Consider the following 26,111-nt stretch of genomic DNA (forward strand, 5'->3'; position numbering starts at 1 on the left):
CGTGCGCACCGTTTCGATGGTCACCTTGGGCTGCGCGCGCAACGAGGTCGACTCCGACGAGCTGGCCGCGCGCCTGGACGCGTCGGGGTGGCGCCTCGCCGAACCGGGCGCCGAAGCCGACGTCGTCGTCGTGAACACCTGCGGCTTCATCGAAGCCGCGAAGAAGGAGTCCATCGACACGGTCCTGGCCGCCTCCGGCAAGGGCGCGAAGGTGGTCGCCGTCGGGTGCATGGCCGAGCGCTACGGCCGTGAACTCGCCGACGCGCTGCCCGAGGCCGACGCCGTGCTCTCCTTCGACGACTACCCGGAGATCGGCGCCCGCCTCGAGGACGTCGTCAACGGGCGCGCGCACCCCGCGCACACCCCGCAGGACCGCCGGCTGCTGCTGCCGATCACGCCGGTGCAGCGGCCCGCCGCGGTGACCGCGGCGGTTCCCGGCCACGGTCCGGCCAGCGGGCCGAGGCCGTTGCGGTACCGGCTCGGCGGTGGTCCGGTCGCCCCGCTCAAGCTGGCGTCGGGCTGCGACCGGCGCTGCACGTTCTGCGCGATCCCGAGCTTCCGCGGCGCGTTCGTGTCCCGGCCGCCGGCCGAGATCCTCGCCGAGGCCGAATGGCTCGCCGGCCACGGCGTCCGCGAACTGGTGCTGGTCAGCGAGAACTCGACGTCGTACGGGAAGGACCTCGGCGACCTGCAGGCCCTGGAGAAGCTGCTGCCGCGGCTCACCGCCGTCGTCGACCGGGTGCGGGTGAACTACCTGCAGCCCGCCGAACTGCGCCCGAGCCTGCTCGAAACGATCGCCGGGACACCCGGCGTCGCGCCGTACTTCGACCTGTCGTTCCAGCACGCCAGCGGGTCGGTGCTGCGCCGGATGCGCCGCTTCGGTGACCGGGAACGGTTCCTGCAGCTGCTGGAGAAGATCCGCGCGGTGGCGCCGGAGGCCGGCGTGCGGTCCAACTTCATCGCGGGCTTCCCCGGCGAGACCGACGCCGAGTTCGCCGAGGCCAAGCGCTTCCTCGAGGAGGCCAGGCTGGACGTCGCCGGCGTGTTCGGCTACTCGGACGAGGACGGCACCGAAGCCGTCGACCTGCCGGGCAAGGTGCCCGCCGACGTGCTCGCGGCGCGCGTCGAGGAACTGTCGCTCCTGGCGGAGGAAACCGGGAGCCGGCGCGCGGCAGAGCGGGTCGGCTCGGTCGTCGAGGTGCTGGTCGGGCCCGCCGGGCACGGCTGGGCCGCGCACCAGGGACCCGAGGTCGACGGGACCGTCACGTTCGCCGGGACGGCACCGGCGGCGGGCGAGCTGGTCCGGGCCGAGGTCGTCGGCGCCGACGGCCCCGACCTCGAAGCGCGGCTCCTGTCGGCGTAGGGGCCTCAGACGGGCTCGCCGCGCTCGCGGTGCCGGGCCGAGGTCAGGACCGCCCAGACGACCTTGCCGCCGGACCACCGGCGGCTGCTGCCCCAGACCGTCGCCGCGTGCGCGACGATGGCGAGGCCGACACCCGGGCTGCGCACGTCCGGCCGCTCCAGCAGCACCGCGGGCCGCGGGTCGTCGTCGGCGACCGCCACGGTCAGCAGCCCCCGGCGCAGGTCCAGCCGCACCTCCGGGATCGACGACGTGTGCCGCACGGCGTTGTCGGCCAGCTCGCCGGCGATCAGGGTGCCGTCGTAGACCAGTTCGGGCACGTTCCACCGCCCGGCCAGCTCGCGGACGAACGAGCGGGCGAGCGGGGCGGCACCTGCTGTGCGGGGCAGGGTCCGGGCCACCCGGCGCCGGATCGGCGTGCTCTGGTGGTGCTCGGCGGTCTCCACGTCCGGGTGCACCGCGACGAACCGGTCGATCCCCGAGGCGCGCAACAACCGCGCGTGCGCCCGCCGGTTCGTGACCAGGGACAGCGGGATGCCCGGCCAGCCGTCGATGCGCCGGGCGACCAGCGGGAAGACGCTGGCCGGCGCGAGCTCGTCCATGGTCAGCGCGCTGACGTCGGCGACGATGCCCGGCGGCGTGTCGGCCGCGACCTTGAGCAGGCCGTCCCGCAGGGACGCGTAGCCGGGCAGGTCCAGCTCCCCGCTGACGGTCACCAGGGCACTGCCGGGCCGCGACGTCAGGCGCAGCGTCAGTCCGGAGGGCACGAAGTCCGTCAGGCCCGCCCGGCGTGTCGTCGCACTGCGCTCGCCCCAGGGGACCTCACGGATGACTCCATGAAGCCACGCTAGTCGTGATCGCGGTGCCCGGTTTACTCCGTAACGACGAACTCGGGTTGCCCCTCACCGCGATCGGCTGCTGCACAAGGGAACTATCCCCGCCGGATTGGGTGTCCTCACCGCGGATTTCGTCAGACCGCGGCGTACCGGATCACCCGGCGCAGCCGGCGGATCGCGCGGAACTGGGTCACCCGCACCGCTTCGGGGCTCGGCATGCCGAGCAGCTCCGCCGTTTCCCCGGCGGAATAACCCAGCAGCACCCGCAACGTCACCACTTGGCGGTAGTGCCGCGGCAGCCGGTTCAGTACGCGCCGCACCTGGAGGTGCTCTTCGATCGCCGCGAAGTCGTCGGCCGCGGCCGGGAGGCGCCAGGCCGGGTCGGTCGCCGCTTCGGGGTCGGGGAGCGGGGTGAAGCGTTCGTGGCTGCGGTTGCGGTCGCGGTGCACGTCGGCGGTCTTGTGCGCCGCGATGCCGAACACCCACGACAGGAACTTGTCGGACCGGTAGGAGTAGCGCGGCAGGGCCACGAGCACGGCGAAGAGCACCTCCTGGGTGCAGTCCTCGGCCGTCGTCGTGGCGTTCTCGCGGCCGAGCCGCTTGCGGCAGTAGGCGAGCACGATCGGCCGCAGCAGCCGGAAGAGCTGCTGCACCGCCTCGTGGTCGCCGCCGAGCGCGTCCCGGACCAGCACGATGTCCGGCGGCGGAGCTGGTCCCACGGTGGTCTCCCGGGTCGGCGCCGGGACGGGAAACCCCGGCGCGCTCGGCCATCGGGGTCCGGGACGGCTCGCGTGGTCCCGTTCAGCGTAACGGAAGATCGACCTTCAAGTCCTTTGTGGACCATTCAGCGCAGGCTGTCGAGGGCGAGCTTGGCGGCGGCCGCGATCAGCCGGTCGTCGGCCTTCGCGTCCGGCGTCTTCCGGTCCGACAGGACCACGAGCACGATCGGCGCCCGCCCGGGCGGCCAGACGACGGCGATGTCGTTGCGCGTCGCGTAGGAGCCGGTGCCGGTCTTGTCGGCGACGGCCCAGCCCGCCGGCGCGCCCGCCCGGATCAGCGCCCCACCGGTGGTGTTGGCCCGCATCATGCCGGTCAGCACGGTCCGCTTCTCCGGCGGTAGCGCCGAGCCGAGGGTGAACGCGCGCAGGCTGGCGGCCATGGCACGCGGGGTGCTGGTGTCGCGGATGTCGCCGGGCGCGAGGTCGTTGAGCCCGGGCTCGGTCCGGTCGACGTGGGTGGTCGTGTCGCCGATCCCGCGCAGCGCGGCGCCGAGCCCGGCGGGCCCGCCGAGCTCGCGGAACAGCAGGTTGGCGGCGGTGTTGTCGCTGTAGCGCAGGGCGGCGTCCATCGCGTCGCGCAGGGAGATGCCGGTGTCGACGTGCTTCTCGGTGACCGGCGAGTTCTCCTGCAGGTCGGCCCGGGTGTACTTGAGCACCTTTTCGAGCCCCGGCAGGCTGGTGCGCTGCAGGACCGCGCCCGCGGAGAACGCCTTGTGCGTCGAGGCGTACCCGAAGCGGTCGTCGGCGTGGCGCGTGACTTCGCGGCCGGTGCCGGTGTCCACCGCGTAGACGCCGAGCCGGGCGTCGAACTGGGCTTCGAGCGGCGCGAAGTCCGGTTGCGGCACGACCTGCGGTGAAGCCGGCCGGGACGACGGCGTGGGCGCCGCGGGTGCGGCTTCCGGAGCGGCGCAGGCGGTCAGCGCGACGAGCGCCATCGCGGCGAGCGCGGCCCTCCTGACGTGGGGGAACGACACGGCACATCCTTTCGGTCTTGATCGGCTACCGCAGTCTCGCCGCGTCCGTCCATGCTGTCCAAGACGGAAATGAAGGGTTCGATGCCACAATCGCATAGAGTGTGGTCGTGGACCTGGTCGGCGGCTGCAGAGCGTTCGTGAGCGTGAGCGAAGCGGGGAGCTTCACCGCGGGCGCGGCGCTCGCGCGCATCCCGCAGCCGGTCGCCAGCCGCCGCATCGCCGCGCTCGAACGCCACCTCGGCGAGCGGCTCTTCGACCGGTCGACCCGCCGGGCCACGCTCACCCCGTTCGGCCGCGACATGCTGCCCCCGGCGAAACGCCTGGTCCGGCTGGCCGAGGCGATGGAACACGACGCACGGCGCGCCCGGCTGCGGCCGATGCGGGTGGCCGTCCCGGACACGTGCGGTGTCCGGGACCTCGCCGAACTCGCCGCCGAAGCCCGCGCGCTGGAGGTCCACCTGGAGTTCCGCGCGGCGGCGCCGGGGGAGCGGGCCGAGCTCGTCCGCACCCAGGAGGTGCGCGCCGCGCTCGTCGCGGTCCCCGCCGAGGAGGGCGCGTGGGCCGTCCCGCTGGGCCTGGCCGGCGTGGCGACGCCGCCGGCGACGGTTGTGCACCTGGAGACCCTGCGTGCCGGCCGCTCGGGCGGCGCGCGGCGGCGCGTCTGGCTGCAGCCCGAGGACGACGTCCCGCACGTGCGGGATCGCGTGCTGCGGACCCGCGACGCCGTGGGCCTGCAACCCGCCCAGGTCGCCGTGGCCGCGTCGCTGACCTCGGCGGCGGCCGACGTCTTCGGCTCGGCGGACCTGCTGCTGTGCTCGGCCGCGCAGGCCGCCGACCTCGGGCTACAGTGGCGGCCGATCGGGGAGATCGACCTCGCGCGCGGCTTCGACGTCACCGCCGCGCTGGGGGAGGACGCCGACCGGCTGCGCACCGGGCTGTGGGCGGCGGTCGGGCGATGTCTCGGCGCCGCCGGGACCTGAGGGGGCGGGGTTGAGCACCGAAACGCTGGTCCGGGAGCTGCGGGCCGACCTGGCCGACGGTGGGCTCCGCGGCTCGTTCCTGGTCCGCGACCTGGCGTCCGGGCAGGAGCTGGGGATCGACCCGGACCGGGTGTTCCCGATCGCGTCGCTGGTCAAGGTCCCGCTCGCGGCGGTGACCCTGGAGCGGATCCGCCGGGGCGAGCTCGACGGCTCGACCCAGGTGGAGGTCGAGCCCGGCGGCGTCACCACCCCCGGCCCGATCGGCCTGACGCGGTTCCGCCACCCGGCCCGCGTCGCCGTCGACGACCTGGTCTACCTGAGCACCTCCCTGAGCGACGGCTCCGCGGCCGACGTCCTGTTCGAGCTGACCCCGCCGGCCGAGGTCACCCGGGTGCTGGACGACTGGGGTGTGCCCGGCATCGCCGTGCGCCACCTGATGCGCGACCTCATCGACACCCCGGCCGAGCGCTTCGAGTCGGGCGACGTCGACCTGGCCCACGCACTGGCCATCGGCGCGGCCACGGCGGGCCAGGGCCACCGGCTCGCGCAGCTCGACGTCACCCGCGCGAACTCCGCGTCCGCGCGGGCGCTGCTCGACCTGCTGCAGGCCCTGTGGACGCCGTCGAAGATCGACCCCGCGGTGGCGGCCGGCGTCCGGGAGCTGATGGGCCTCAACGTCCTGCGGCACCGCCTGACCCCCGACTTCGCCACGGACGCGTCGAAGTGGTCGTCGAAGACCGGCACCCTGCTGAACCTGCGGCACGAAGCGGGCGTCGTCGAGCACGCCGACGGCCGCGCGTTCGGCGTCGTCGCCCTCACCGAGTCCCTGGTCCCGGCCGTGCTCCAGCCCGAGGCGGAGGTCCTGATGTCCCGGGTGGCGCGGGCGCTGCGGGACCACCTGCGCGCGGCCGGAAAACCGGTTGGGCGCGGGATTTCCGGCGCCTAGGCTCCGCGGGTGTCCTCCTTCACCAGACCCGAACCGCCGTACTACGCCGTGATCGTCAGCAGCAAGCTGGACGCCGACCACCTCGACGGTTACGCGGCGATGGACGACCGCATGACCGAGCTGGGCCGCGCCCAGCCGGGCTACCTGGGCCGCGAGTCCACGACCGACGCCGACGGCCGCGAGCTGACGGTGCTGTACTACCGCGACGCGGAGTCGATCGCGGCGTGGAAACAGCACCCGGAGCACCTCGAAGCCCAGCGGCGGGGCCGGGAGCAGTGGTACGCGGACTACCGCATCGAGGTCGCCAAGGTGGAGCGCGCCTACGGCTTCGAGCGCGAGTGAGGGCAAGCCGCCGCGCGCGTCAGACCGTGGCCTTCACCCCGAAGTCCACCTCCTCGGTCTTCAGCGTGCCCGCGGTCCGGCCCGGCGCTGTCTGGTACTGCCAGTACAGGTTCGTGTGCGCGATGACCTGCCCGGGCACCGGCGCGCCGTAGGCCGACAGGTCTTCGGTGGTGTGCGCGTCGGCGACCAACGTCGCGTCGTAGCCGCGGACGATCGCGCCGTGCAGCGTCGAGCGGATGCACGCGTCGGTCTGCGCGCCCGCGACCACCAGCCTGCCGACACCGCGTGAGGCCAGCACGGCCTCGAGGTCGGTGGCCTCGAACGAATCGCCGTACGTCTTGTGCACCAGCGGTTCCGCGTCGCGGCGGACGAGTTCCGGGATGTACTGCCACGTCTCGCTGTCGCGTGGCAGCTCGTCGCTGGTGTGCTGCACCCATACGACGTCGACGCCGGCCGAGCGCGCTTTGTCCACCAGCGCCGCGATGTTGGCGACGACGGCCTCCCGGTCGTGGGCCTCCCGCAGCACGCCGTTCTGCACGTCGACGACGAGCAGCGCGGTGTTCGGACGGTCGGTGAGTGTGGTCATGATCCCTCCCGGAGCTTGGTCGCGACCACTCTAAGCGGGACCACCGACATTTTCGCGCGCTTTCCGCTCGGTGTGCGAAGTCCGGGGGAGCGGCCACGGAGACGACGGTTCGGGCTCCTGCTCCAGTCCGGTCAGCACGGCCCCGATCAGCCGCTCGGCCTGGCGGTCGATCGCCCGCGGGCCGTCGGACCGGACGAGGCCGTCGACCAGGAGCGTGGCCAGGCCGTGCATCGCCGACCAGACGACGATCTCCGCCCCGGGCCGCGCCGACGCGGGCAAACCGCCTTCTTCGGCCAGCCGGTCGAGTTCGGCCGCGAAGACGTCGTGCGGATGCGGTGAAACCGGCTCTCCGGGTTCGGCGCGATGCGCCGCGAAGATCAGCCCGGCGACCGCGGGATCCTCGATCGCCCAGCGAACGTAGTCGCGCGCGGCCGCGACGAGCCGGTGCCGCGGGCCGCCCCGCGCGCGGGCGGCGGCCCGGCCCATGCGTTCACCCAGCCGGGCGACCAGCCGGTCCGACAACGCGCGGACCAGCGCGTCCCGCGACGCGAAGTGGTGGTAGGCGGCGCTCGGGCTGACCCCGATCCGCACCGTCGCCTCCCGCAGGCTCCAGCCGTCGGCCCCGCGCTCGCGGACCAGCGCCTCGGCGCCGTCGAGCAGCGCGCCGCGCAGGTCTCCGTGGTGGTACCGCTCCCGGATCATGACGCCGATCTTAACACCGCTCAGAATCTGTACTATGTTCAGATCAGGAACTGAACACCGATCAGATGGGAGCCCGGACATGACCGCAAACCTGCCCGACGTGACGGAGGCGGCGCCGCCGATCGTGGGCGGTGAGCCGGTCGAGGTGGCCGACGGCGTCTTCGTCCTGCGCGACAACCGGGTGCCGCTCGTGCCCAACATCGGCTTCGTCGTCGGCGACCGGGCGACGCTGGTCGTCGACACCGGCCTCGGCCGGCGCAACGGCGAATACGTGCTGGCGCAAGCGAAGCGGCTCGCCGGCGGACGGCCGCTGTACCTGACGACCACGCACTTCCACCCGGAGCACGGCTTCGGCGCGGAGGTGTTCGCGGGCGCGGCGACGATCGTCGCCAACCGCGCCCAGCGTGACGAGCTGGCCCGCAAGGGCGCCGGGTACGTCCGGATGTTCAGCGGCCTCGGCCCCGCCATCGCCGCCGAGCTGGACGGCGTCACCTTCGTCGACCCGGACGTCGTCTACGAGGGCCGGGCGGAGCTCGACCTCGGCGGGCACCGGGTGGTGCTGCGGGAGTGGGGCCCGGCGCACAGCGCGGGCGACCAGACGGTCCTCGTCGACGGCCGCGTGCTGTTCACCGGCGACCTCGCGGAGACGCGGATGTTCCCGATCGCGCCGTACTTCCCGCCGCACGACACCGATTTCGACGGCGCCCGCTGGATCGCCGCGTTGAGCGGCATGGCGGACCTGGCCCCGGAAGTGGTGGTGCCCGGGCACGGTGAAATCGCCGACGTCACGCTGCTGCACGAGATCCGCGGTTACCTGGCGCACGTCCAAGCCGAGGTGACGCGGCTGAAGACCGCCGGCGCGTCCGCGGCGGAGACGGCGGCGAAGGTCGACGCGGACGCACGGGCCCGCTGGCCGGAGTGGGACAATCCCGAGTGGATCGCCCTGGCGGCCACGGCGTTCCACTCGGCGGGCTGAAAGTCCCACGCGGCCCGGCGCGGCTCCGTACGATGTCCACCATGGACTACACGCTGCTGGCCGTCGTCGTGCTCGTCGCGGCCGTCGCCCTGGGCGCCTCGGCCAACGACCGCCGGATCAACCGCCTCGAGCGCCGCCTCGCCCGGATGGAACTGAAGCTGGACGCCATCGCCGGGCACCTCGGCGTCGCCGTCGCGGAGCCGGCTCAGCCGCAGCTGGCCGACCTGCCCGACGTGCGGCAGTTCCTGCTGGAGGGCAAGAAGATCCAGGCGATCAAGGCCTACCGCGAGCACACGGGCGTGAGGCTCAAGGACGCGAAGGACGCCGTGGAACGGATGGCCTAGGCGGTGTCCTGCGAGTCTGCTCGATGGGCTTCGTGATCCAGGTGGTTCCTGGCGGCGCGGGCGGGTCACCCTCGTACTGGGCCGTACTCGGGTGATCCCGCCCGTGCCGTCAGGGGCCGTCTGGGCGCGAAGACCGCGAGCTTGACTTGTAGGACACCGCCTAGCCGCCGAGGGCCGGGGCGGCGTGGCGGACGCGCAGGACGTCCGCGATCACGGTGTCGGCCACCAGGCGCTGCTCCTCGTCGAGCGGCGCGTCGGGGGCCGTGATCGGCGAGCCGCCCAGCGCGAGCGCGGCCGTCGAGGTGAACTCGGCCATCGGCGTCGGGCCACCGCGCAGCAGCAACGCGCCCGCCGACGCCGCGAGCCCGCGCAGTCCTTCGGCGGCCGCGTCCAGCGCGGCCTGCTGACCGGGCTCGGGCGGCTTGCTCCCCGGTTCCGGCGCCCGCAGGTCCTGCTGGGCGCGGGCCGCGGCCCGGAACCTCGGAGCAAGCCGCGCTCGCGGTGCGCCGTCCAGCGCCCCCGCGACCTCGGCGAGCAACGCCCGGGTCGTGTCCACGGCCTCGGCGAACCGCTCGGCCAGGGACGGCTTCCGCACCCCCGGCACGGCCGCGAAGCCGAACAGCAGCGCGATCACGACGGCCAGCACCATCAGCAGCACGTACTCCACCAGCAACGTCCGCGCGTCGAGGTGCTTCGTCGCCGAGTTCATCCCGACGCTCATGAGCACCATGCACCCGTTGAACACCGTCGGCCGGCTCCGCATCAGCGGGAACCCGGCCAGCAGCGCCACCAGCGCGAGCGGCAGCAACGCGCCGGGCGGCAGCAGCCACAGCACCAGCGCCAGCACGACCGCGCCGCCCAGGGCGCCACCGACGCGCTGCCACGCCTTGCTCAGCGTGTCCCGCCACTCCGGCTGCAGCACGGCGAACGTCGTCATCAGGAACGACACCGTGAGCGGGTCGCCCGGCCGGAACCGCGCGACGACCAGGGCGAGCAGCATCCCGATCGCGCAGCGGACGGCGTGCCGCAGCTGCGCGGAACGCCAGGAGAGCGCGCCTTCGGCCTCGTGGCGCAGCGCCGCCCGCACGGCCGCGCGCGGGATGTCCACAACGGACTCGTCGCGGGTGAGCACGGCGTCGCGGACCGCGTCGACGCCGGACCACAGCTCGTCGACGAGCCGCCGCGTTTCGCCGGGCAGCCCGGCACCGGGGTCCGGCCGCTCGGCCGCGGGCAGGTCGTCCGGGGCATCCTTGGCGCGGACGGCGTCGGCGAGGACGGCCAGCTCCGCGTCCGCCGCGTCGAGAATCGTGCGCAGCGCGTCCGCCTGGTCTTCGCCGAGGGCCCGTCGCCGGTCGTCGAGGATCGCTGCCGTGGCGCGGGCCCGCACACCGGCGCCCAGCACGCGGGTCTGCCACTTCCGCGGCCGGTCGGCCAGCCACAGCCGCACGGCACGTTCGGCGGTGTCCTGACCACCGCCCGCGAGCGCGTCGGCGAGTGCCTCCCGGGTGGGCTTGCCGGGGTCGCCGACGCCGAGCAGGAGCCGCAGCACGATCGCCACGCCGACGGCGAGCGCGGGCGCGCCGATGATCTGCCCGGCGCTCGCGGTGCCGGTCAGCTGGAAGCCGTAGCCGAACACCGACGCCATCCCCAGGCCGAGCCCGACCGTGACGAACCGCGACCCGAGCGCCGGCAGCAGGGCGGCGACGAACACGACGACGGTGAGCAGCGCGATCGCGGCGACGTCCGACACCGCGCCCAGCAACCGCGGACCGGCCACGCCGGCGACCACGAGGGGCGCGTAGCAGGCGAGCAGCACGAGGTCGGACCGCAGCGGTCCGCCCGTGGCGGCGATGAAGCAGAACAACGCCGTGAGCCCGGCCAGGACCACGGTGTTGCCGAGGCCGACCGCCACTCCGATGCCCGCCGTCGCGCCGACGACGACCACGACGAACCCGAGCATCCCGACGCTCTTGATCAGGCCTTTCACCACACCAACCCCTCGCCGCGCGCACTGCCCTGATCATCCTGGCGCACGGCGGACAGCACTGTGGGTCCGGACAGCAAAACCGCCGCACCCCGGAAGCCGGGGTGCGGCGGTCGCGAAAACCTCAGGTCAGTCCTTGACGCCCTTGATGGCGTCCTTGATCTTCTCGCCGGCCTGCTTGAGGGAGCCCTTGGCCTGGTCGGCCTTGCCTTCGGCCTGCCACTGCTCGTTGCCGGTGGCGTCGCCGACGGCCTCCTTGGCCCGGCCCTTCAGCTCTTCACCCTTGTTCTCGATCTTGTCGTTCACGGGCTGCACCTTTCGTCAGGCGACATTTCCGGATCGGCCTGTCGCCACGAGGGCCTTGCTATATGGCTACCCGCTCAGCGCCGACGTACACCTTTTCTGAGCCATCCGGGTGACGTGAGGGCCGTCACGCCACCCGGACGTGTGCCGGGTCCGAACAGGACGGCCGGCTCCGGAAGCCGGGTAGCGTGGGCCGGGCAACCGCCGAGGAGGCTGTGTGACGACGAACGGGGCCGGACGGCTGACCGCACCCTGCCGGTTCTGCGGGCGACCCCCGCGACCGCGGGACACCCGCGTGCCCGGCCCGTCGGGCCCGATCTGCGTGGATTGTGTGCAGGCCGGCTTGTGGGTGATCCGCGACCGCGAGGAACGCCCGAACGAGGCCGGTGAGACCTTCGAAGCGGTCAGTTCACCGCAGGCGCCGGTCTGCGAGTTCTGCAGCCGCCGTGAGCGCCGCACGTTCCTCGGCTTCCGCCGACCGCTGGTCCGCGTGCGCTGCGTGCCCCGTGACGCGGTGATCTGCGGGGACTGCCTCGACCACGCCGGCGACGCCCTGAACCTGGCGCTGCGGCAGTAGCCCGGTCACGACGCCGGGACGTGCCACGGGAAGCCGTCCGGATCGGCCTTCGCCCGCGCGGTCAGTTCCGCGTCGTCGTGGCCGTGGACGTCGTCCCGGAACGGGAAGTCGGCCGGCTCGACCGTGAGCTTGGCGAGCGGCCGCACGGGCACCGGGCTGGCGGCCTGCATCGAGCGGGCTTCGCCGGTCGGCGGCTCCAGATCGAAGGTGGCGGCCGGCAAGAGGTACACCGTGCCGCTCCGCCACGGCTGCCGCGCCAGCGCGGGCGCGCTGATCGAGAAGTGGTACCGCGCTTCGCCGCCCACGCGCGCACAGCCGTTGCACATCGACACCGGCCCGCTGTCGCGGTCGAGGACGGCGTAGAACATCGGCCAGATACCGTCCGCGGCCGCGAAGACCGCGAGCCGGCTGCCGAACTCGGTCATGTCGGGCGGCCGGCGTGGGGTGAACTCCGTGATGCCGGGCCGGCCCGAGCCGTGCAGCACGTGGTCGCCGCGGTCGGCGGCGTGGCACAGGAACTGCCACTTCGGCGCGTCGAGCCGGTAGTCGATCGGGTGTTCCGGGCCGGCCGCGAGCGCTTCGTCCAGCAGGGCGTCGAACCGGGCGCGCAGCGAGTCCGACGTCGGCGCGGCCGGTCGGCGTAGCCAGTAGCCGGGCAGGTCCACGCGCCCGACCCTAACGGGCCGGTGCCGCCGCGGACAGCGACGGCACCGGCCCGCGGGCTCACGCGGGCGCGGTGAACACGTACGACCCGGCGGGCACGAAGTACGTCCCTGCCGCCGAGGGCACCGCCTCGGCCGGCGCGTTCACGGCGCCGGTCTGCGACGTCGGGACCCGGACGGTCGCCGAAGCGCCCGCCGGGACCGTCACCCGCAGGGTGAGCGTGCCGCCGCTGATCGACCAGTCGCTGACCGCGCCGCCGAACGGCGTCTCGTACGTGGCCTTCGCCGACGTCAGGCCACCGCCCGGGCGAGGCGCGATGTCCAGCGCCGCGTACCCCGGCGCCGACGGCGACAGGCCGCCGACCGAGCGGTACAGGAAGTCGCCGACCGAGCCGAGACCGTAGTGGTTGAACGAGTTCATCCCGGGATCGTTGAACGAACCGTCGGTCTTGATGCCGTCCCAGCGTTCCCAGATCGTCGTCGCCCCGCGGCCGATCATGTAGCCCCAGCCGGGGAACCCGGGCTGCAGCAGCACCTGGTACGCGACGTCGGCGTGCCCGTGGGCGGCCAGCACCGGCAGCAGGTTCTCGACGCCGAGGAAGCCGACGCTGAGGTGGCCACCACTGGCGGCGACCTTCGCGGCCAGCTTGTCCGCCGCGGGCTGCACCCGTGCCGCCGGCAGCAGCCCGAACGCCAGCGCCAGGACGTACCCGGTCTGCGTGTTCGCGCCGACCGTGCCGTCCGCCGCCGAGAACTTGTTCGCGAACGCCGCGGCGATCTGGTCGGCGAGCGTCCCGTACTTCGTCGCCTCCGCGGTGTGCCCGGTGGCCGCCGCCATCCGCGAGACCAGCCGCGACGAGTACGCGAAGAACGCCGTCGAGATCAGGTCCTGCGCGGTGTTGTCGTTGACGTTGAGCCAGTCCCCGAACGTCTGGTGGTCGCGGATCAGGTCCGCGCCGGACGTCGAGCGCAGGTACTCGACCCACTTGACCATGGCGGCGAAGTGCTCGTTGATCACGCCGGTGTCGCCGTAGCGCTGCCACAGGGTGTAGGGCACGATGACGCCCGCGTCGCCCCAGCCCGCCGTGCCCGAACCGTCCAGCACGCCCGGCGCGACGTCGGTGAACGAGCCGTCGGCGTGCTGGGCGTCGGTCAGGTCGTCGCTGAACTTGCCGAGGAAGTTCGCGACGTCCAGGTTGAACGTCGACGTCCCGGCGAAGATCCCGATGTCGCCGGTCCAGCCCAGCCGCTCGTCGCGCTGCGGGCAGTCGCTCGGCACCGACAGCATGTTGGAGCGCTCACCCCAGAGGATGTTGTGCTGCAACTGGTTCACCATCGTGTTCGACGAGGTGAAGGTGCCGGTCTGCGCGCCGGTCGTCCACATCGCCCGGCCGGTGACCGTGGTCGCGGTCGGTGCGGACGGCAGCCCGGTCAGCTCGACGTACCGGTAGCCGTGCACGGTGAAGCGCGGTTCGTACGTCTCGACACCGCCCGTGCCCGCGAGGGTGAACCGGTCGGTCGCCTGCGCGGCCCGGAGGTTGTCGGTGTAGATCGTGCCGTCGGGGTTGAGCACCTCGGCGTGCCGCAGCGTCACCGTGGTCCCCGCCGGTCCGGTCACCGAAAGCCGGTCCACGCCGCCGAAGTTCTGGCCCATGTCGGCGACCCACACGCCCGGCTTGGGCTGCGTGATGGCGACCGGGTGGAACTCCTGCTGCACGGTGACGCCGTTGTCCACCTGGGCCACCAGGTTCGGCTTGGCGTCGGTGCGCACGCCGGGCGCCTGCCACGCGCTGTCGTTGAAGCCGGGCTGGTCCCAGGCGGTGACGGCGAGCCGCGCGTCGTAGTTTTCGCCCTGGTAGAGGTCGTCGGCGCGGATCGGGCCGTCGCCGGTCTTCCAGGTGCCGTCGGTGGCGACGGTCGAGCTGGTGCCGTCGGTGTAGGTCAGCCGCAGCTGCGCCGAGTACCACGGCTTGGTGCCGTAGCGCTGGCTGCCGGCGATGCCGATGCTGCCGGAGTACCAGCCGTTGCCCAGCAGCGCGCCGATCGCGTTGTCACCCTGGCGGATCTGGCCGGTGACGTCGGAAACCCGGTACTGCAGCCGTTTCGTGTAGTCGGTCCAGCCGGGTTCGAGGACCTCGCCGCCGACCTTGGTCCCGTTGAGCCGGGTCTCCTGCAGGCCGAGCGCGGTGGTGAGCAGCCGGGCGCTGGCGACCGGCTTGCTGACGGTGAAGCTCTTGCGCAGCAGGGGAGCGGGCGACGCGACGACGACGTTCGACGCCCACGGCCCGGTGCCGTACGCGGTCAGCGCCCGCGCCGCGGTCCAGGCGCTGTCGTCGAACGTGCGCTGCTGCCAGCCGGACGGCCCGGTCTGGTTCGCCTTCCAGGACGCGTCGGTGACGACCGTCGGCCCACCGGTGACGGTCAGCTTGGCGATCATCCCGGCCGGGCTCTGCGTGGTGTTCTCGCTGCTGATCGCGATGACGTTCGCGCCGGTCGTGAGCAGCGGACCGACGTCGACGACGGCGGCCTGCTTCCACGAGTCGGTGGAGCGCGGCGACGAACTGACCTGGGTGCCGTTGACCCACACGGTCGCGGTGTCGTCACCGGTCACGACGAGCGTGGCCTTCGACGGCGCCGCGCTCAGCTGCACGGTCTTGCGGAAGTACCGGGTCGCCGGCGGGATCCCGCCGGCCGGGTCGCCCTCCGGGTACCAGACCCAGCTCGCGCCGGCGAGGTCCGGACCGGCCGCCGAACGGCCGATGAACGCGCCGGTCCACTCGGTCGCCGGGGCGCGCAACGCCGTTTCGAACCGCTGCACCGGGCTCCAGCCACTCGCGCGGCCCTGGGCGTCCCAGACCCGGACGCGCCAGGTGTAGGCCGTCAGCGAGCCGAACGCGGGCCCGCCGTACGCGACGTCGGCCTGCTGCCCGGACGCGACCTGCCCGCTGTCCCAGACGTCGGATCCGTTGGCGGACACCACGATCTGGTAGGCCGACTGCCGCTGCTGCGACGTCGACGACGTCAGCTTCCAGCCGAACCGCGCCTGCGCCGGGTCGACGCCGATCGGGTTCACCCGGGTGCCGACCGTCGCGCTCGCCACGGAAAGGGGGGCCGCGGCGGTGGAGTCCGGTGTGGTGACGCCGGCGCCCCAGGGTGCGGCGCCGTAAGCGCCGAGATCCGCGGCCGCGGGCCAGGACCCGTCGGCGAAGCCGGGCTGCTCCCAGCCTTCCGGCGCGGTCTGCGCGCTCTTCCAGCCCGCTCCGGTGGTCAGGTCGGTGGTGCCCGACGCGGTCGCGACGTGCAGCCGGCCGAGCAGCCCGGCCGGGCCGCCGGCGTTGCGGACGGCGACGGCGAGGGTGTTGACGCCGGGGACGAGCGCGGGCCGCAGGTCGACCGGCAGCCCCGTCTTCCAGGAGTCGGTGACGCGGGCCGAGGACGCGAGGGGCTTGCCGTTGAGCCAGACGTCGGCGGTGTCGTCGCCGGTCACGGTGAACCGGGCGTCGCTGACCGCGCCGGTGGCGACGGTGAACGTGGTGCGGAAGTACCGGGTCGCGGCCGGGGCGGACACCCGCGCGTCACCCTCGGGGTACCAGATCCAGTGCGCCCCGGAGATGTCCGGTGGGGGCGCGGCGCCCGCCGGGGGAGCGGCGGCGCCGGAGAGCACCAGGGTCGCGGCGAGGGCGGTGGTGGTGGTCGCGCGCCAGAGCTGGGATCGCGGCATTGCGGCTCCTGGATGACGGGGACGGGGCTGCGGAACGTTAAAACGTTTCAATCCAGTGTGATATGTGACTGTAATCAGAGGATCACGCAACCGCAATACTCCACCGGGTGCAGCGACGATCGTCCGTGCTTGTCCGGTGGCCAATGTGTAAATCGTTTTAGGTCACTCCACCCGACGCCTTCGCCGCACCACGAGCACGACCCCGGCCACCCCGAGGAGAACGAGCCCGGCGGGGACGGCCGTGGGCCACCACGGCCACGCCGGGCCGTCGAAGACGACGTCGTCGACGGGCAGCTCCAAGGCTTTCGCCGTCCACCGCGCGGTCGCGACGTCGGTGTCGCGCGCGAGCCCGCTCACGGCGACGTCGTAGGCGAAGCCGGGCCGGTCGTGCACGTACTCAGGAGCCGGCCCGCCCGGCGGCGTCGGCACTCCACGCGTCGCGCCGGGCACGAGCAGGCGGTCGAGATCGGCGTCGGCGAGTTTCGCCCGGGGCAGGAAGGTCAGCCCGTGCCGGGACCGGACGGCGCCGCCGTCGGCGCTCACCGCGAGGGTCCGCGACGACAGCGACTGGCCCTGGGTGTCGAACACCGACGCCAGCTCGATCTCGCCGACGCCGTCGGGTACCAGCACCCCGATCTCGGCCGGGTTCCAGCGGAAGCCCGCGTTGACGATCGCGACCGCGTCCGGCATCGCGGCCGGGGTCGTCACCGGCACGGGTGTGCCGTAGTGCCGCCAGCCGATCGCCTTCGCGGCGTCGGCGGCCACTCCCGCGCCTGCCATGCGCTCGACGAGGTGCAGCGTGCCGTCGATGCCGGAGAGGATCCCGGCGGTGGTGACGACGTTCCCGTCGTCGACGTAGCGCTTCCCGCGTTGCCACTGCACCGCTGGGTAGTCATCGGCGTAGGACTCGAGCTTCAGCCAGTGCGCGGTGGCGGGCCGGCCGTCGAGCAGGCCGGCCGAAGCGAGCACACCCGCGCCGTTGCAGACGCTCAGCAGCCGCGTGCCGCGGGCGGCCTGCGCACGCAGCCACGTGGTCACCGGTTCGTTCGTGGCCTCACCGGTGTCCGGCATCGCCGGGACGACGACGAGGTCCGGCGCGGCCCCGCCCAGCCGGGCGCCAAGATCGGCGAAACTCAGATCGGGCACCAGGTCGAGGCCGCCGGTCAACGGCTTCGGCGCCCGGTCCGGGGCGACGGTGTAGACGTTGAACCGGCCGGTCGCGGCGAGGATCTCATACGGCGCGAGCGTGTCCGAGACGACGGCGCCGGCGTTCCCGACGACGACCACCGCGGTCGGCTTGGCCGGGTCGTGGGGGAGCGGCGGGGCGGCGGGCCCGGCCCGCTGCGGGCCGGGCGCGTTGAGGGCGCGGAAGGTCGCCAGCGCGGAGACGGTCGCGCCGACGCCGGGGACCAGCAGCACGGCGAGCACGGCGGCGAGGACGAAAGCGCTGCGGCGCAAGAAGGTTCGCATGTCAGTGCCAGTACTCGGCGCGGCGCCACACCATGACGGCCAGCATCAGCGGGAACATGATCACGTGCCCGGCGATCATCAGCCCGTCGGCGGACAGCGCGCCCAGCCAGTACGGCGCGAGCAGGACGACGAACGGCAGGTACATCGCCGCGGTCATCTCGGCGATCCGCGGCCAGGAGTGCCGCCGCAGCAGCATCGCGGCGGCCATCGCGACGCTCATGTTCGTCGCCATCACGAACGCGCCGGCGTCCGGGCGGGCCGTCCAGGCGTCCGGCCAGAGCGGGCCGAGCGCGACCATGCCGATGATCATCGCGGCGACCATCTCGACGTAGTGCCCGGTGAACCGGGCGAGTTTGCGGCCGGTGGCCCGGCCGGTTTCGGTGGTGGTCATGGGGTTCCCTCCAGGTTTCTCCTGGACGAGAATCCCGGCCGGCGCGCGTGCTGCCAGGTGCCGGAAGTCATGACCGGGGGTCATGACCCCTCAGAGCAGGCCGAGGTCCCGCGCGCGCAGCGCGGCCTGGGTGCGGTCGCGGGCGCCGAGCTTGCCCAGCACGTTCGTGACGTGGTTCTTCACGGTGCCTTCGGCGAGGAACACCGCGGCGGCGATCTCGCGGTTGCTGCGGCCGTCGGCGACGAGCCGCAGCACTTCCAGCTCCCGCTCCGACAGCGGCACGACCAGCGGCTGCGGCCGGGGAGCGGTCGTCTCGGGCAGCTGCGCGAACCGCGCGACGACCTTCGCCGCGACGGACGGCTGGAGCACCGACTCGCCCCGCGCGGCGGCCAGCACGGCTTCGACCAGCCGCGCCGACGAGACGTCCTTGAGCAGATACCCGACCGCGCCCGCACGCAAGGCCGCGAAGACGTCTTCGTCGTCGTCGAACGTCGTCAGCGCGATGACCTGGACGCCGGGCCGGCCGGCACGCAGCCGCCGGGTGGCGGCGACCCCGTCGAGGACCGGCATCCGCAGGTCCATCAGGACGACGTCGGGGGCCAGCTCGGCGGCCCGCGTCAGCGCTTCGTCGCCGTTGCCCGCTTCGCCGACGACGTCGATGTCGTCGTGGGTGGCCAGCAGCGTCGCCAGGGCTTCGCGGAAGAGCGCCTGGTCGTCGACCAGCAGGACCCGGACGCGGCTCACGCCGGTACCTCCATGCTCAGCGTGCACCCCTGTCCCGGTGCCGATTCGAGCGCCAGCTTCCCACCCAGGTGCGCGGCCCGTTCCCGCAGCCCCAGCAGGCCGAAGCCGGTCGCGGGCGCGCTGCCAGCGCCGGTGCCGTCGTCGCGGACCTCGACGCGGACGCCCGCGTCGCCGTAGTCCAGGAGCACCTCGACGCGGCTCGCCCGGGCGTGCTTGCGGACGTTGGTCAGGCCTTCCTGCGCGGCCCGGTAGAGCGCTTCGCCGGCCTCGTCCGGCAACGGCCGTTCGACGCCGGAGACGGTCAGCGTCGCCGGGACACCCGTCGCCGACGTCTCCTCGGCGAGCGCCTTCAGGGCTTCCGGCAACGGCGGCACCGCGCGGGGCTCCCGCAGGGTCCGCACGGACCGGCGGACGTCCGCCAGCGCCGTCTCGGCCTGGTCCTGCGCCTTCGCGAGGACGTCGTCGGCCTTGCCCGGATCGGTCGGCAGGACCGCCCGCGCGGCCTTGACCTGCATCTGGACGACGGTGAGCGCGTGCCCGAGCCCGTCGTGGATGTCCCGGGCGACCCGGTTGCGCTCCTGTGCCGTCGCGAGCCGTTCCGCCTGCGCGGCGTAGTCCTGCAGCTTCGCGTGCGCTTCGGCGAGTTCACCGCGGGACCGCTTCTCCCGCTGGAGCAGCTCCGTGACGACGGCCGCGAAGACCACGGACACGAGCGTGCCGAGACCTTCCTGCAGGCCGGCGCCCAGCGACATCCCGAGGTGCACGAGCGGCACCACGGCGATGACGACGGCGAGAGCGGGCAGCGGCAGCTTCAGCAGCACGCACTGGCTGACCAGCACCACGAGGAAGAGCGTCGCGCCGACCCCGGCGTTGATCGTGAAGATCACGAAGGCCAGCGGCAGCTGGACGACGACGTACGCGGCGGCCCAGCCGAGGTGCTCGCGCCGGCGCACCCAGCCGAAGCCGGCGGTGCCGAGCGCGGCGAAGACCGCACCCAGCACGAGCGAGGCCACGGGCTCCCCGGACGCGAGGACCCCGAGCACCACGGAGAGGAAGGCGCCGCCGGTCAGCACCGCCAGAGCCCGGTTCACGGTGCCACTCTGCGGGGTCCGGCGGGCCCGGTCAACCGCCTCGCCGCCGGGAAAGCGCTGTCTGTTCGCGCGGCGTTTCGGTGACCGGGCCACGTAGGGTGGAGCGGACACCGCAGTCGAGAACGGGAGCCCGTCATCGATGTCAGTGCTCTGGGGCGTGTCCTTCGACGGAACTCCGCTGTCCGGGGTGGTGGTCGAGTTCCTCAAGACGGCGGCCCGGCTCTCCGCCCGGGGCCACCGCGTCCACCTCGATCTCGGCTACGACATCAAGGCCGACAAGGGCGCGTTCTTCCGGCCCTACCGTGACGAGGCCGGGCTGCTGCCGGAGTGGGTCGTCCTCGACCGGATCGACGGCGTCGAGCAGGTCCGCGGCTACGACCGGCCGTTCGTCGAACGGGTGCTCACCGAGGTCGTCCAGCGGGAGGCCGGCGCGGCGCTGCGGCCGGCGATCGACCGGATCGCCGGCGAGCTGGCCGACCGGATCACCGCCACCTGGGAACACCTCGGCGTCACGATGGTGATGGTCGAGAACGGCACACTGCCGGAGAACCCGACCTACACCGAGGCCCTCTACCGCGCGATCGACCGCTACGGCGCGCGGCACCGGCTCGGCCGGTTCGTGTTCTGGCGCGACCACGACCTGATGTGGCAGAGCGAACCGGGGATCGCCAAGTACGGCCGGTTCCCGTACCGCGAGACCCCGGCGCCGCGGAACTCGCCGTACATCCACTACTTCGCGCTGCACGAACAAGCACGGGCGCGGACCCTCGAGTGGGTGCCGGGCCTGCGTAACCTCGACGTCCTGCCCAACACGTTCCCCATCGCCACGGCGGAGATCGACGCGCGCAACGCGGGCTTCAAGCGCGACCACGGGATCCCCGAGGACGCTCCGCTATTGGCCCGGATCACGCGGATCATCCCGCAGAAGCGCGTCGACCGGGACCTGCACCTGCTCGCGCTGCTGCCGGACGCGTGGCTGTTCGTGGCCGGCGACGTCGAAGAAGCACCCGCGGAGTACGTCCACCTCACCCGGCTGGCCGACCGGCTCGGGGTGCGCGACCGCGTCGTCTTCGGCGGCTGGCTGACGCCGTACGACACCACCGCGCCCGGCCGCTACTCCGTGCGGGACCTCCTGGCGCACGCGAGCGTCGTGTCCTTCCTGACCTCCTACGACTACGAGAGCTACGGCAACCCGGTCAGCGAGGCGATCGCCTCCGGGACGCCGTACGTGACCAGCGGCTACGAGCTGTATAACGCCGTTTACGGCAGCGCCGGGTTCCGGGCGCCGGTGCTGGACATCCAGGCCAACGACCTGCCGGACGCGGCGTTCGCGCGCGAAGTGGCCGAACTGATCACCGACGAGAGGAAACGAGCGGAAGTGGTGCGGGTGAACCAGGATCTCGGGCGGGCGCGCTTCGGCACCCAGGTCGTCGACGACCTGGTCGATCGGCTGTACCCGCCGCCGATGGGCGCCGGGACGCGGCTGAGCGTCGTGCTGCCGGTGTACAACGAGGCCGCGAACCTGCGGTCGGTCCTGCGGACGCTGTACGACCAGCAGGCGCTGGACAAGGACAGCTACGAAGTCGTCCTGGTCGACAACAACTCGACCGACGACACCGTCGCGCTGGCCCGCGAGTTCGCGGCCGCGCATCCGGACCTGGCGGTCCACGTGATCCACGAGCCCGAGCAGGGCGTCTCGTGCGCGCGCCGCGCGGGTATGGACTTCGCCGCCGCGCGCAGCCGGAACCGGCCCGACACCGATCCGGCGCAGCGGTTCTACCTGGTCTCCGCCGACGCCGACTGCCAGGTCGACGCCCACTGGCTGAGCGAGCTCCTGGACGCGATGGAGACGACCAAGGCCTCGATCGGCGTCTGCGACTACTACTACAACGCGGACCACTTCACCGGCCGGCCGCGGCTCTGGGACGCGATCCAGCGGACGCTGCGCTGCCGCGCCGTCACGTTCTCGCTGTTCGGCGGGTTCCCCGACGGCAAGGGCTTCGCCGTCGAACGCGACGCCTACGAGCGCGCCGGCGGCATCGAGATCTTCTACCAGCTGCAGGACGGCAAGTTCGTCAGCCACCTCTCCGACGACTGGGACTTCGGGATCAAGGTCGCCGGCGGGGGCGACGCGATCACGTACGCGCCGCGTTCGCGCGTCGAGATCAACCCGCGGCGCGTCGACCACGCCATCGACGAGGTCATCGCCGGCCGCGCCTACGGCTCCGGCGGCACCATCGTCATGCGTGACATCCGCCCCTCCGCGCCGGCCGTGGAGACCGACCTGACCGAGGCGGAAGCCTTGCAAGCGTGGGAGTTCTCCATCAAGGACTTCACGCCGAAGAACACCATCCTGCCGGTGCTGCTGACCCCGGCCCTGCTGGAGGACGACGCCGTCATCGGGTTCTTCGGCGCGGACCTGGCCGCGCGGCTGGGCGAGCGGATCGCCGAGATCCGCGCCGGGATGCGCGTCGTCGACTTCACGCCGATCCACGCGTACAAGACGCCGTCGTACCGGCTGTACCTCGAGTTCGCCGACGAGCTGTTCGCGTGCCTGCGCAAGCACGTCGGCGAGGACATCGGCGTCCCGCCGCCGCTGCCACCGTGTTTCGCGGACGTTCCGCCGGAGCGGTTCGCGGAGTTCGTCCACTACTACTGCGAAGACCGAGAATCCGGAGAGGCCCACAACTACTTCGGCAACGGAGGGGTGTTCTGATGACACTCGCCTACGAAGAGGCGATCGGCTCACTGCACGGTCTCGACCCCGCGTGGCCGCGCCCCGCGGTGCTCGACGTCCTGGAGGCGCCCGAAAACCGGCACCTGCTCGACTACGTGCAGGAGGATCCGTTCGGGGCGCACGTGTTCCCGGGCAACGTCCCCGGCTACGCGCCCGCGGACTTCCTGCGTGACCTCGACGCGCAACTGGCGTCCAGTGCCCCGATCCACCTGTGGTCCTACATCCCGACCTGCGCCTACCGCTGCCGGTTCTGCCAGTACCCGGTGGTGCTGGTGAAGGGCAAACCCGAGGTCACGTACGAGAAAGCGAAGCACTGGGTCGACCTCAACATCCGCGAAGCGCGCATGTGGCTGGACGCCGTCCCGAACCTGGCGGGCGCGGAGGTCGGCGAGTTCAACGTCTTCGGCGGGACGCCGTCGCTGCTGCCCGAGCCGGAGATCCGGCGGCTGCTGGACTTCTACCGGGAAGAGTTCGGGTTCACCGCGGACACGACCATCCGCTTCGAGGGCGACCCCAGTACGTTCACGCCGGCGAAGCTCGAGCTGCTGCGGGACCTGGGCTGCACCAAGCTGTCCAGCGGCGTCCAGTCGTTCGACGACCACGTCCTCGAGCTGTGCGGGCGCGAGCACTCGGCGCGGATGTGCGTCGACTTCGTCCGCAACGCGCAGCGCCTCGGCTTCGAATGGGTCAGCATCGACCTGATGTACGGCCTGCTCGACCAGACCCTCGACAGCGTCCGCCGGGACCTGGACGTCGTGCTGGAGAACGAGATCACCGCCGTCGTGTGCACGAAGCTGCACCTGGCCTCCTACAGCGACACCCGCACCGGCGTCACGGGGGAGAAGCCCGCCGCGTGGCAGCTGCCGTCCTACCGGGACAAGCTGGTGCGCGACGGCCACCGCTGGCCGACGCTCGGTGAGCAGTACCAGATGCGCGAACTGCTCACCGACGGCCTGCGTGCCGCGAACTACACCGAGCACCCGACGATGTACTTCGCGCGCGACGGCCTCGGGCCGGAGAAGTGGAAGTCCATCATGGTCGACCAGGAGAAGCAGGAGGCCGAGGTCGCGATCGGGCTCGGCGGCAGTTCGAGCTGCCGCGCGTCGGAGGCGATCACCGACGTGAACTCCAAGCGCTACATCGAAACCGTCGAGGCCGGCCGGATCCCGCTGGGCTCGGCGACGCGGTTCACGCCCGACGGGCAGGAGGCGCGGGCGGTGAAGATGGCGCTGACGACGTTGCAGCCGTTGCGCGATTCCGTGCACGCTTCGCGGTTCCCCGGGCGGTCGCTCTTCGCGGAACCGTGGCTCGGCAAGTTCCGCTCCCTGGCCGATCGCGGCCTCGTCCGGCTGGATTCCGGGGCGGGGAAAGTGGAATTGACCCGGACCGGAGAAGTCCTGGTGGAGGCCATCATCACGACCGAGCTCTGAGGACCGAGATCACTCCGACGGGTGACAGAAGTCTCGCGGGGACCGGTACGGGCGTGCAGCATGGGTCCAGCACCGTACGGCCGTACCGAGATCGGAGCCCAGATGAGCCGAACCGTTCCCGGACCCCTGGCGAAGCTGGCCGGGGCGGGCGCGCTCGCGGCGTTCGCGTCGGTGGTCGTCGTGCCACCGGCGCACGCCGCTCCCGACTACTCGCACGCGGACACGAACTTCGCGGGTACGCAGATCGAAGCGCACGAAGGCGTCCACGGGAGCCCGCTCACCTCCCGCGCCGACGTCGCCGACCAGACGCTCGGGCACGACGTGAGCGGGCACACGGGTCCGGTCGACTGGGGCGCCGCGGCCGCCGGCGGGGCGAAGTTCACCTACGTCAAGGCGACCGAGGGCACCGGGTTCGTCAACCCGCAGTACACCCAGCAGTACGACGGCGCGCACGCGGCGGGCCTGATCCGCGGCGCGTACCACTTCGCCCGCCCCGACGTCTCCAGCGGCGCCCAGCAGGCGGAGTACTTCATCGCGAACGGCGGCGGCTGGCGCGGCGACGGCACGACGCTGCCGGGCGCGCTCGACATCGAGTACAACCCGTACGGCGACGTCTGTTACGGCAAGAACCCGGCCGACATGACGGCCTGGATCGCCGACTTCACCCGCACCTACCTCGCGAAAGCGCACCGCAGCGCGCTGATCTACACCAGCACGGCGTGGTGGAAGACCTGCACCGGCAACGCGAACGGGTTCGGGAACACGAACCCGCTCTGGCTGGCCCGGTACGGCGCGGACGTCGGCGAGCTGCCGGCCGGCTGGGACAAGCAGAGCATCTGGCAGTTCGCCCGCGGCGGCGGCCTGCCGGGCGACCAGAACTACTACAACGGCCCGATCGGCCGCGTCGAAGCGCTGGCGAAGGGCCAGGCGGCCTAGCGCGTCCTCCGGATGACGACGTCCGGCCACGGCGGCTTGCGCAGCACGGCGAGGGTGCCGAGCGTCGCGGCCATCAGGCCGGTCATGGCCCCGATCAGGAGGACGCGGGTGGTGTCGACCGCGGCTTCCCACTTGACGTGGCCGTCGTGGATCACGAACACGCCGACCGGGTTGCTCACCGGGATGACCGTCGTCCCGTCGGGCGTCTCGTAGGGTTCGCCGAAGAGGGCGCCGTCCGGCTTCACGGTGTCACGCACGGCCCGCAGTTTCACCTTGCTCATCGGTCCATCGAACCGGAACCGGCGGCGACGCGCCAGGCCCGGGGCGAACTCCCGTACGCGCGGGAGAAGGCCCGGCTGAACGCGGCCTCCGAGGCGTAGCCGACGCGGGCCGCGATCCGCCCTGCCGGCTCGCCCGTCGAGCGCAGCAGGCGGGCCGCGTGGTCCAGCCGTCGCCGCTGGACGTACGCCCCGGGCGGTTCCCCGACCGACTCGGCGAACCGGGCCGCGAAGGCCGAGCGCGACAGCGACGTCAGCCGGGCCAGCTCGTCGACCGGCCAGTCACGCCCGGGGTCGCGGTGGATCGCCGTGAGCGCGGGCCCGAGCGCCGGGTCCATCGCCGCGGTCAGCCAGCCGGGGTGCGCCGCGTCGCCGGAGGCCGCCCACGTCCGCAGCGAGCGGATGAAGAGCAGGTCGAGCAGCCGCGACACCATCACGCGGGCGCCGGGCTCGGGCCGGGTGACCTCGGACAGGAGCAGGTCCCGGCTCAGCGGGAGCCACGCCGCCGTCCCGGCGTCGCCGCGGATCACGATCGCCGCGGGGAGAACACCGAGCAGCGGCGCGGCGACCACGGTTTCGACGAGGAACTCGCCGGTCACCCAGTCCGCGGCCGGCGCCGGGCGGACGACGTGCGCGTCACCGCGGGCGAGCAGCGCCATATCGCCGTGGTTCAGCTCGACAGGCGCCTCGCCCTCGACATCGAGGCGGACCCGCCCCGCCCCCACGAGGTGCAGTGACCGCGTCCCGGCGGGATAGCGCTCGACGACGTCGGTGTGCCGGCGCACGTCGCCGCCCTGCAGGTGGATGGCCTGCAGGACGTCGGAGAGCGCATCCTGCTCGCCGTACGCGGGCAGCGGCGGTGAATCGGCAAAGTTTTCCGGTCTCTGGGCCATGGTTCTTGCTCGAACCTCCTCATAGGCTGCGAAGGCAGTATGCGCGAGCGAGTCCGCACGAGCGGACCC

Annotated in this window: 25 protein-coding genes; 10 read left to right on the top strand and 15 right to left on the bottom strand. The window is 72.8% G+C overall.

What is annotated here, in order from left to right; genetic code table 11:
* Nucleotides 1-16: 16 nt before the first annotated feature.
* On the top strand, nucleotides 17-1,363 hold the full coding sequence (locus tag OG570_RS34070; RefSeq protein WP_326960236.1) for a MiaB/RimO family radical SAM methylthiotransferase: 1,347 nt from the start codon (nucleotides 17-19) through the stop codon (nucleotides 1,361-1,363).
* Between the two features lie 5 nt (nucleotides 1,364-1,368).
* On the opposite strand, the gene OG570_RS34075 is transcribed toward OG570_RS34070, so the two are convergent.
* The 3 genes from OG570_RS34075 to bla all read right to left on the bottom strand — a co-directional run bounded on the left by OG570_RS34075 (nucleotide 1,369) and on the right by bla (nucleotide 3,910).
* Complete coding sequence (locus tag OG570_RS34075) at nucleotides 1,369-2,127, bottom strand: ATP-binding protein (protein ID WP_326953096.1); 759 nt, start codon at nucleotides 2,125-2,127, stop codon at nucleotides 1,369-1,371.
* Nucleotides 2,128-2,330: 203 nt separating this feature from the next.
* On the bottom strand, nucleotides 2,331-2,915 hold the full coding sequence (locus OG570_RS34080; protein ID WP_326953097.1) for a sigma-70 family RNA polymerase sigma factor: 585 nt from the start codon (nucleotides 2,913-2,915) through the stop codon (nucleotides 2,331-2,333).
* 125 nt (nucleotides 2,916-3,040) lie between these two features.
* On the bottom strand, nucleotides 3,041-3,910 hold the full coding sequence (bla, locus tag OG570_RS34085; protein ID WP_442788341.1) for a class A beta-lactamase: 870 nt from the start codon (nucleotides 3,908-3,910) through the stop codon (nucleotides 3,041-3,043).
* Nucleotides 3,911-4,050: 140 nt separating this feature from the next.
* On the opposite strand from bla, the gene OG570_RS34090 reads away from it, so the two are divergent.
* The 3 genes from OG570_RS34090 to OG570_RS34100 are packed head-to-tail and all read left to right on the top strand — an operon-like array spanning nucleotide 4,051 to nucleotide 6,217.
* Nucleotides 4,051-4,929 (top strand): LysR family transcriptional regulator, encoded by an 879-nt coding sequence (locus tag OG570_RS34090; RefSeq protein WP_326953099.1) that lies wholly within the window; start codon nucleotides 4,051-4,053, stop codon nucleotides 4,927-4,929.
* A gap of 10 nt (nucleotides 4,930-4,939) precedes the next feature.
* Nucleotides 4,940-5,875, top strand: a complete 936-nt coding sequence (locus OG570_RS34095; protein ID WP_326953100.1) for a serine hydrolase — start codon at nucleotides 4,940-4,942, stop codon at nucleotides 5,873-5,875.
* Between the two features lie 9 nt (nucleotides 5,876-5,884).
* Nucleotides 5,885-6,217: an antibiotic biosynthesis monooxygenase family protein gene (locus tag OG570_RS34100; RefSeq protein WP_326949862.1), complete on the top strand. Its 333-nt coding sequence runs from the start codon at nucleotides 5,885-5,887 to the stop codon at nucleotides 6,215-6,217.
* A gap of 19 nt (nucleotides 6,218-6,236) precedes the next feature.
* Here the strand turns inward: OG570_RS34100 and OG570_RS34105 are convergent, their stop codons facing one another.
* Nucleotides 6,237-6,803, bottom strand: a complete 567-nt coding sequence (locus OG570_RS34105) for a cysteine hydrolase family protein (protein WP_326953101.1) — start codon at nucleotides 6,801-6,803, stop codon at nucleotides 6,237-6,239.
* A 30-nt stretch (nucleotides 6,804-6,833) separates the two neighbouring features.
* Entirely contained in the window at nucleotides 6,834-7,505 is a 672-nt protein-coding gene (locus tag OG570_RS34110) for a TetR/AcrR family transcriptional regulator (RefSeq protein ID WP_326953102.1), read from the bottom strand.
* 79 nt (nucleotides 7,506-7,584) lie between these two features.
* Between OG570_RS34110 and OG570_RS34115 the strand changes: the two genes are divergently transcribed.
* Nucleotides 7,585-8,481, top strand: a complete 897-nt coding sequence (locus OG570_RS34115; RefSeq protein ID WP_326953103.1) for an MBL fold metallo-hydrolase — start codon at nucleotides 7,585-7,587, stop codon at nucleotides 8,479-8,481.
* Between the two features lie 41 nt (nucleotides 8,482-8,522).
* Complete coding sequence (locus OG570_RS34120) at nucleotides 8,523-8,825, top strand: ribosomal protein L7/L12 (protein WP_326953104.1); 303 nt, start codon at nucleotides 8,523-8,525, stop codon at nucleotides 8,823-8,825.
* Between the two features lie 160 nt (nucleotides 8,826-8,985).
* Here the strand turns inward: OG570_RS34120 and OG570_RS34125 are convergent, their stop codons facing one another.
* Nucleotides 8,986-10,815, bottom strand: coding sequence for an FUSC family protein (locus tag OG570_RS34125; RefSeq protein WP_326953105.1), 1,830 nt, complete (start codon nucleotides 10,813-10,815; stop codon nucleotides 8,986-8,988).
* Nucleotides 10,816-10,938: 123 nt separating this feature from the next.
* Nucleotides 10,939-11,115: a CsbD family protein gene (locus tag OG570_RS34130; protein ID WP_247052075.1), complete on the bottom strand. Its 177-nt coding sequence runs from the start codon at nucleotides 11,113-11,115 to the stop codon at nucleotides 10,939-10,941.
* Between the two features lie 214 nt (nucleotides 11,116-11,329).
* On the opposite strand from OG570_RS34130, the gene OG570_RS34135 reads away from it, so the two are divergent.
* Nucleotides 11,330-11,689 carry a hypothetical protein gene (locus OG570_RS34135; RefSeq protein WP_247052074.1) on the top strand — a complete coding sequence of 120 codons (360 nt, stop codon included), beginning with the start codon at nucleotides 11,330-11,332 and terminating at the stop codon, nucleotides 11,687-11,689.
* Between the two features lie 5 nt (nucleotides 11,690-11,694).
* On the opposite strand, the gene OG570_RS34140 is transcribed toward OG570_RS34135, so the two are convergent.
* The 6 genes from OG570_RS34140 to OG570_RS34165 form a co-directional block, all read right to left on the bottom strand.
* A complete protein-coding gene (locus tag OG570_RS34140; protein WP_326953106.1) occupies nucleotides 11,695-12,354 on the bottom strand; it encodes a hypothetical protein in 660 nt (219 codons plus the stop codon).
* A gap of 58 nt (nucleotides 12,355-12,412) precedes the next feature.
* Nucleotides 12,413-16,072 (bottom strand): family 78 glycoside hydrolase catalytic domain, encoded by a 3,660-nt coding sequence (locus OG570_RS34145; RefSeq protein ID WP_326953107.1) that lies wholly within the window; start codon nucleotides 16,070-16,072, stop codon nucleotides 12,413-12,415.
* Between the two features lie 162 nt (nucleotides 16,073-16,234).
* Nucleotides 16,235-17,542, bottom strand: coding sequence for a DJ-1/PfpI family protein (locus tag OG570_RS34150; protein WP_326953108.1), 1,308 nt, complete (start codon nucleotides 17,540-17,542; stop codon nucleotides 16,235-16,237).
* Nucleotide 17,543: 1 nt separating this feature from the next.
* The gene (locus OG570_RS34155) at nucleotides 17,544-17,933 is read right to left on the bottom strand and encodes a hypothetical protein (RefSeq protein WP_326953109.1); all 390 of its coding nucleotides are present in this window, start codon (nucleotides 17,931-17,933) and stop codon (nucleotides 17,544-17,546) included.
* Nucleotides 17,934-18,023: 90 nt separating this feature from the next.
* Entirely contained in the window at nucleotides 18,024-18,677 is a 654-nt protein-coding gene (locus tag OG570_RS34160; RefSeq protein ID WP_326953110.1) for a response regulator transcription factor, read from the bottom strand.
* Nucleotides 18,674-19,768, bottom strand: a complete 1,095-nt coding sequence (locus OG570_RS34165) for a sensor histidine kinase (RefSeq protein WP_326953111.1) — start codon at nucleotides 19,766-19,768, stop codon at nucleotides 18,674-18,676. The genes OG570_RS34160 and OG570_RS34165 overlap by 4 nt, the downstream gene beginning before the upstream one ends.
* A 139-nt stretch (nucleotides 19,769-19,907) precedes the next feature.
* Between OG570_RS34165 and OG570_RS34170 the strand changes: the two genes are divergently transcribed.
* The 3 genes from OG570_RS34170 to OG570_RS34180 all read left to right on the top strand — a co-directional run bounded on the left by OG570_RS34170 (nucleotide 19,908) and on the right by OG570_RS34180 (nucleotide 24,871).
* Nucleotides 19,908-22,484, top strand: a complete 2,577-nt coding sequence (locus OG570_RS34170) for a glycosyltransferase (protein WP_326953112.1) — start codon at nucleotides 19,908-19,910, stop codon at nucleotides 22,482-22,484.
* Nucleotides 22,484-23,935, top strand: coding sequence for a radical SAM protein (locus tag OG570_RS34175; RefSeq protein ID WP_326949851.1), 1,452 nt, complete (start codon nucleotides 22,484-22,486; stop codon nucleotides 23,933-23,935). The genes OG570_RS34170 and OG570_RS34175 overlap by 1 nt, the downstream gene beginning before the upstream one ends.
* 102 nt (nucleotides 23,936-24,037) lie before the next feature.
* Nucleotides 24,038-24,871, top strand: a complete 834-nt coding sequence (locus OG570_RS34180; RefSeq protein WP_326953113.1) for a GH25 family lysozyme — start codon at nucleotides 24,038-24,040, stop codon at nucleotides 24,869-24,871.
* Here the strand turns inward: OG570_RS34180 and OG570_RS34185 are convergent.
* Nucleotides 24,868-25,152, bottom strand: a complete 285-nt coding sequence (locus OG570_RS34185; RefSeq protein ID WP_326953114.1) for a hypothetical protein — start codon at nucleotides 25,150-25,152, stop codon at nucleotides 24,868-24,870. The two genes, OG570_RS34180 and OG570_RS34185, sit on opposite strands and share 4 nt — an antisense overlap.
* Nucleotides 25,149-26,042, bottom strand: a complete 894-nt coding sequence (locus OG570_RS34190) for an AraC family transcriptional regulator (protein ID WP_326953115.1) — start codon at nucleotides 26,040-26,042, stop codon at nucleotides 25,149-25,151. The genes OG570_RS34185 and OG570_RS34190 overlap by 4 nt, the downstream gene beginning before the upstream one ends.
* Nucleotides 26,043-26,111: the final 69 nt, after the last annotated feature.

This window comes from Amycolatopsis sp. NBC_01286 (assembly GCF_035982555.1).
Lineage (GTDB): Bacteria > Actinomycetota > Actinomycetes > Mycobacteriales > Pseudonocardiaceae > Amycolatopsis.

What these genes read in the sequence shown, in the direction of transcription:
- OG570_RS34070 (WP_326960236.1), top strand. Translation starts at nt 17, where the DNA reads ATGGTCACCTTGGGCTGCGCGCGCAACGAGGTCGACTCCGACGAGCTG.
- bla (WP_442788341.1), bottom strand. Translation starts at nt 3,910, where the DNA reads ATGGCGCTCGTCGCGCTGACCGCCTGCGCCGCTCCGGAAGCCGCACCC.
- OG570_RS34105 (WP_326953101.1), bottom strand. Translation starts at nt 6,803, where the DNA reads ATGACCACACTCACCGACCGTCCGAACACCGCGCTGCTCGTCGTCGAC.
- OG570_RS34110 (WP_326953102.1), bottom strand. Translation starts at nt 7,505, where the DNA reads ATGATCCGGGAGCGGTACCACCACGGAGACCTGCGCGGCGCGCTGCTC.
- OG570_RS34115 (WP_326953103.1), top strand. Translation starts at nt 7,585, where the DNA reads ATGACCGCAAACCTGCCCGACGTGACGGAGGCGGCGCCGCCGATCGTG.
- OG570_RS34120 (WP_326953104.1), top strand. Translation starts at nt 8,523, where the DNA reads ATGGACTACACGCTGCTGGCCGTCGTCGTGCTCGTCGCGGCCGTCGCC.
- OG570_RS34145 (WP_326953107.1), bottom strand. Translation starts at nt 16,072, where the DNA reads ATGCCGCGATCCCAGCTCTGGCGCGCGACCACCACCACCGCCCTCGCC.
- OG570_RS34150 (WP_326953108.1), bottom strand. Translation starts at nt 17,542, where the DNA reads ATGCGAACCTTCTTGCGCCGCAGCGCTTTCGTCCTCGCCGCCGTGCTC.
- OG570_RS34155 (WP_326953109.1), bottom strand. Translation starts at nt 17,933, where the DNA reads ATGACCACCACCGAAACCGGCCGGGCCACCGGCCGCAAACTCGCCCGG.
- OG570_RS34170 (WP_326953112.1), top strand. Translation starts at nt 19,908, where the DNA reads ATGTCAGTGCTCTGGGGCGTGTCCTTCGACGGAACTCCGCTGTCCGGG.
- OG570_RS34175 (WP_326949851.1), top strand. Translation starts at nt 22,484, where the DNA reads ATGACACTCGCCTACGAAGAGGCGATCGGCTCACTGCACGGTCTCGAC.
- OG570_RS34180 (WP_326953113.1), top strand. Translation starts at nt 24,038, where the DNA reads ATGAGCCGAACCGTTCCCGGACCCCTGGCGAAGCTGGCCGGGGCGGGC.
- OG570_RS34185 (WP_326953114.1), bottom strand. Translation starts at nt 25,152, where the DNA reads ATGAGCAAGGTGAAACTGCGGGCCGTGCGTGACACCGTGAAGCCGGAC.
- OG570_RS34190 (WP_326953115.1), bottom strand. Translation starts at nt 26,042, where the DNA reads ATGGCCCAGAGACCGGAAAACTTTGCCGATTCACCGCCGCTGCCCGCG.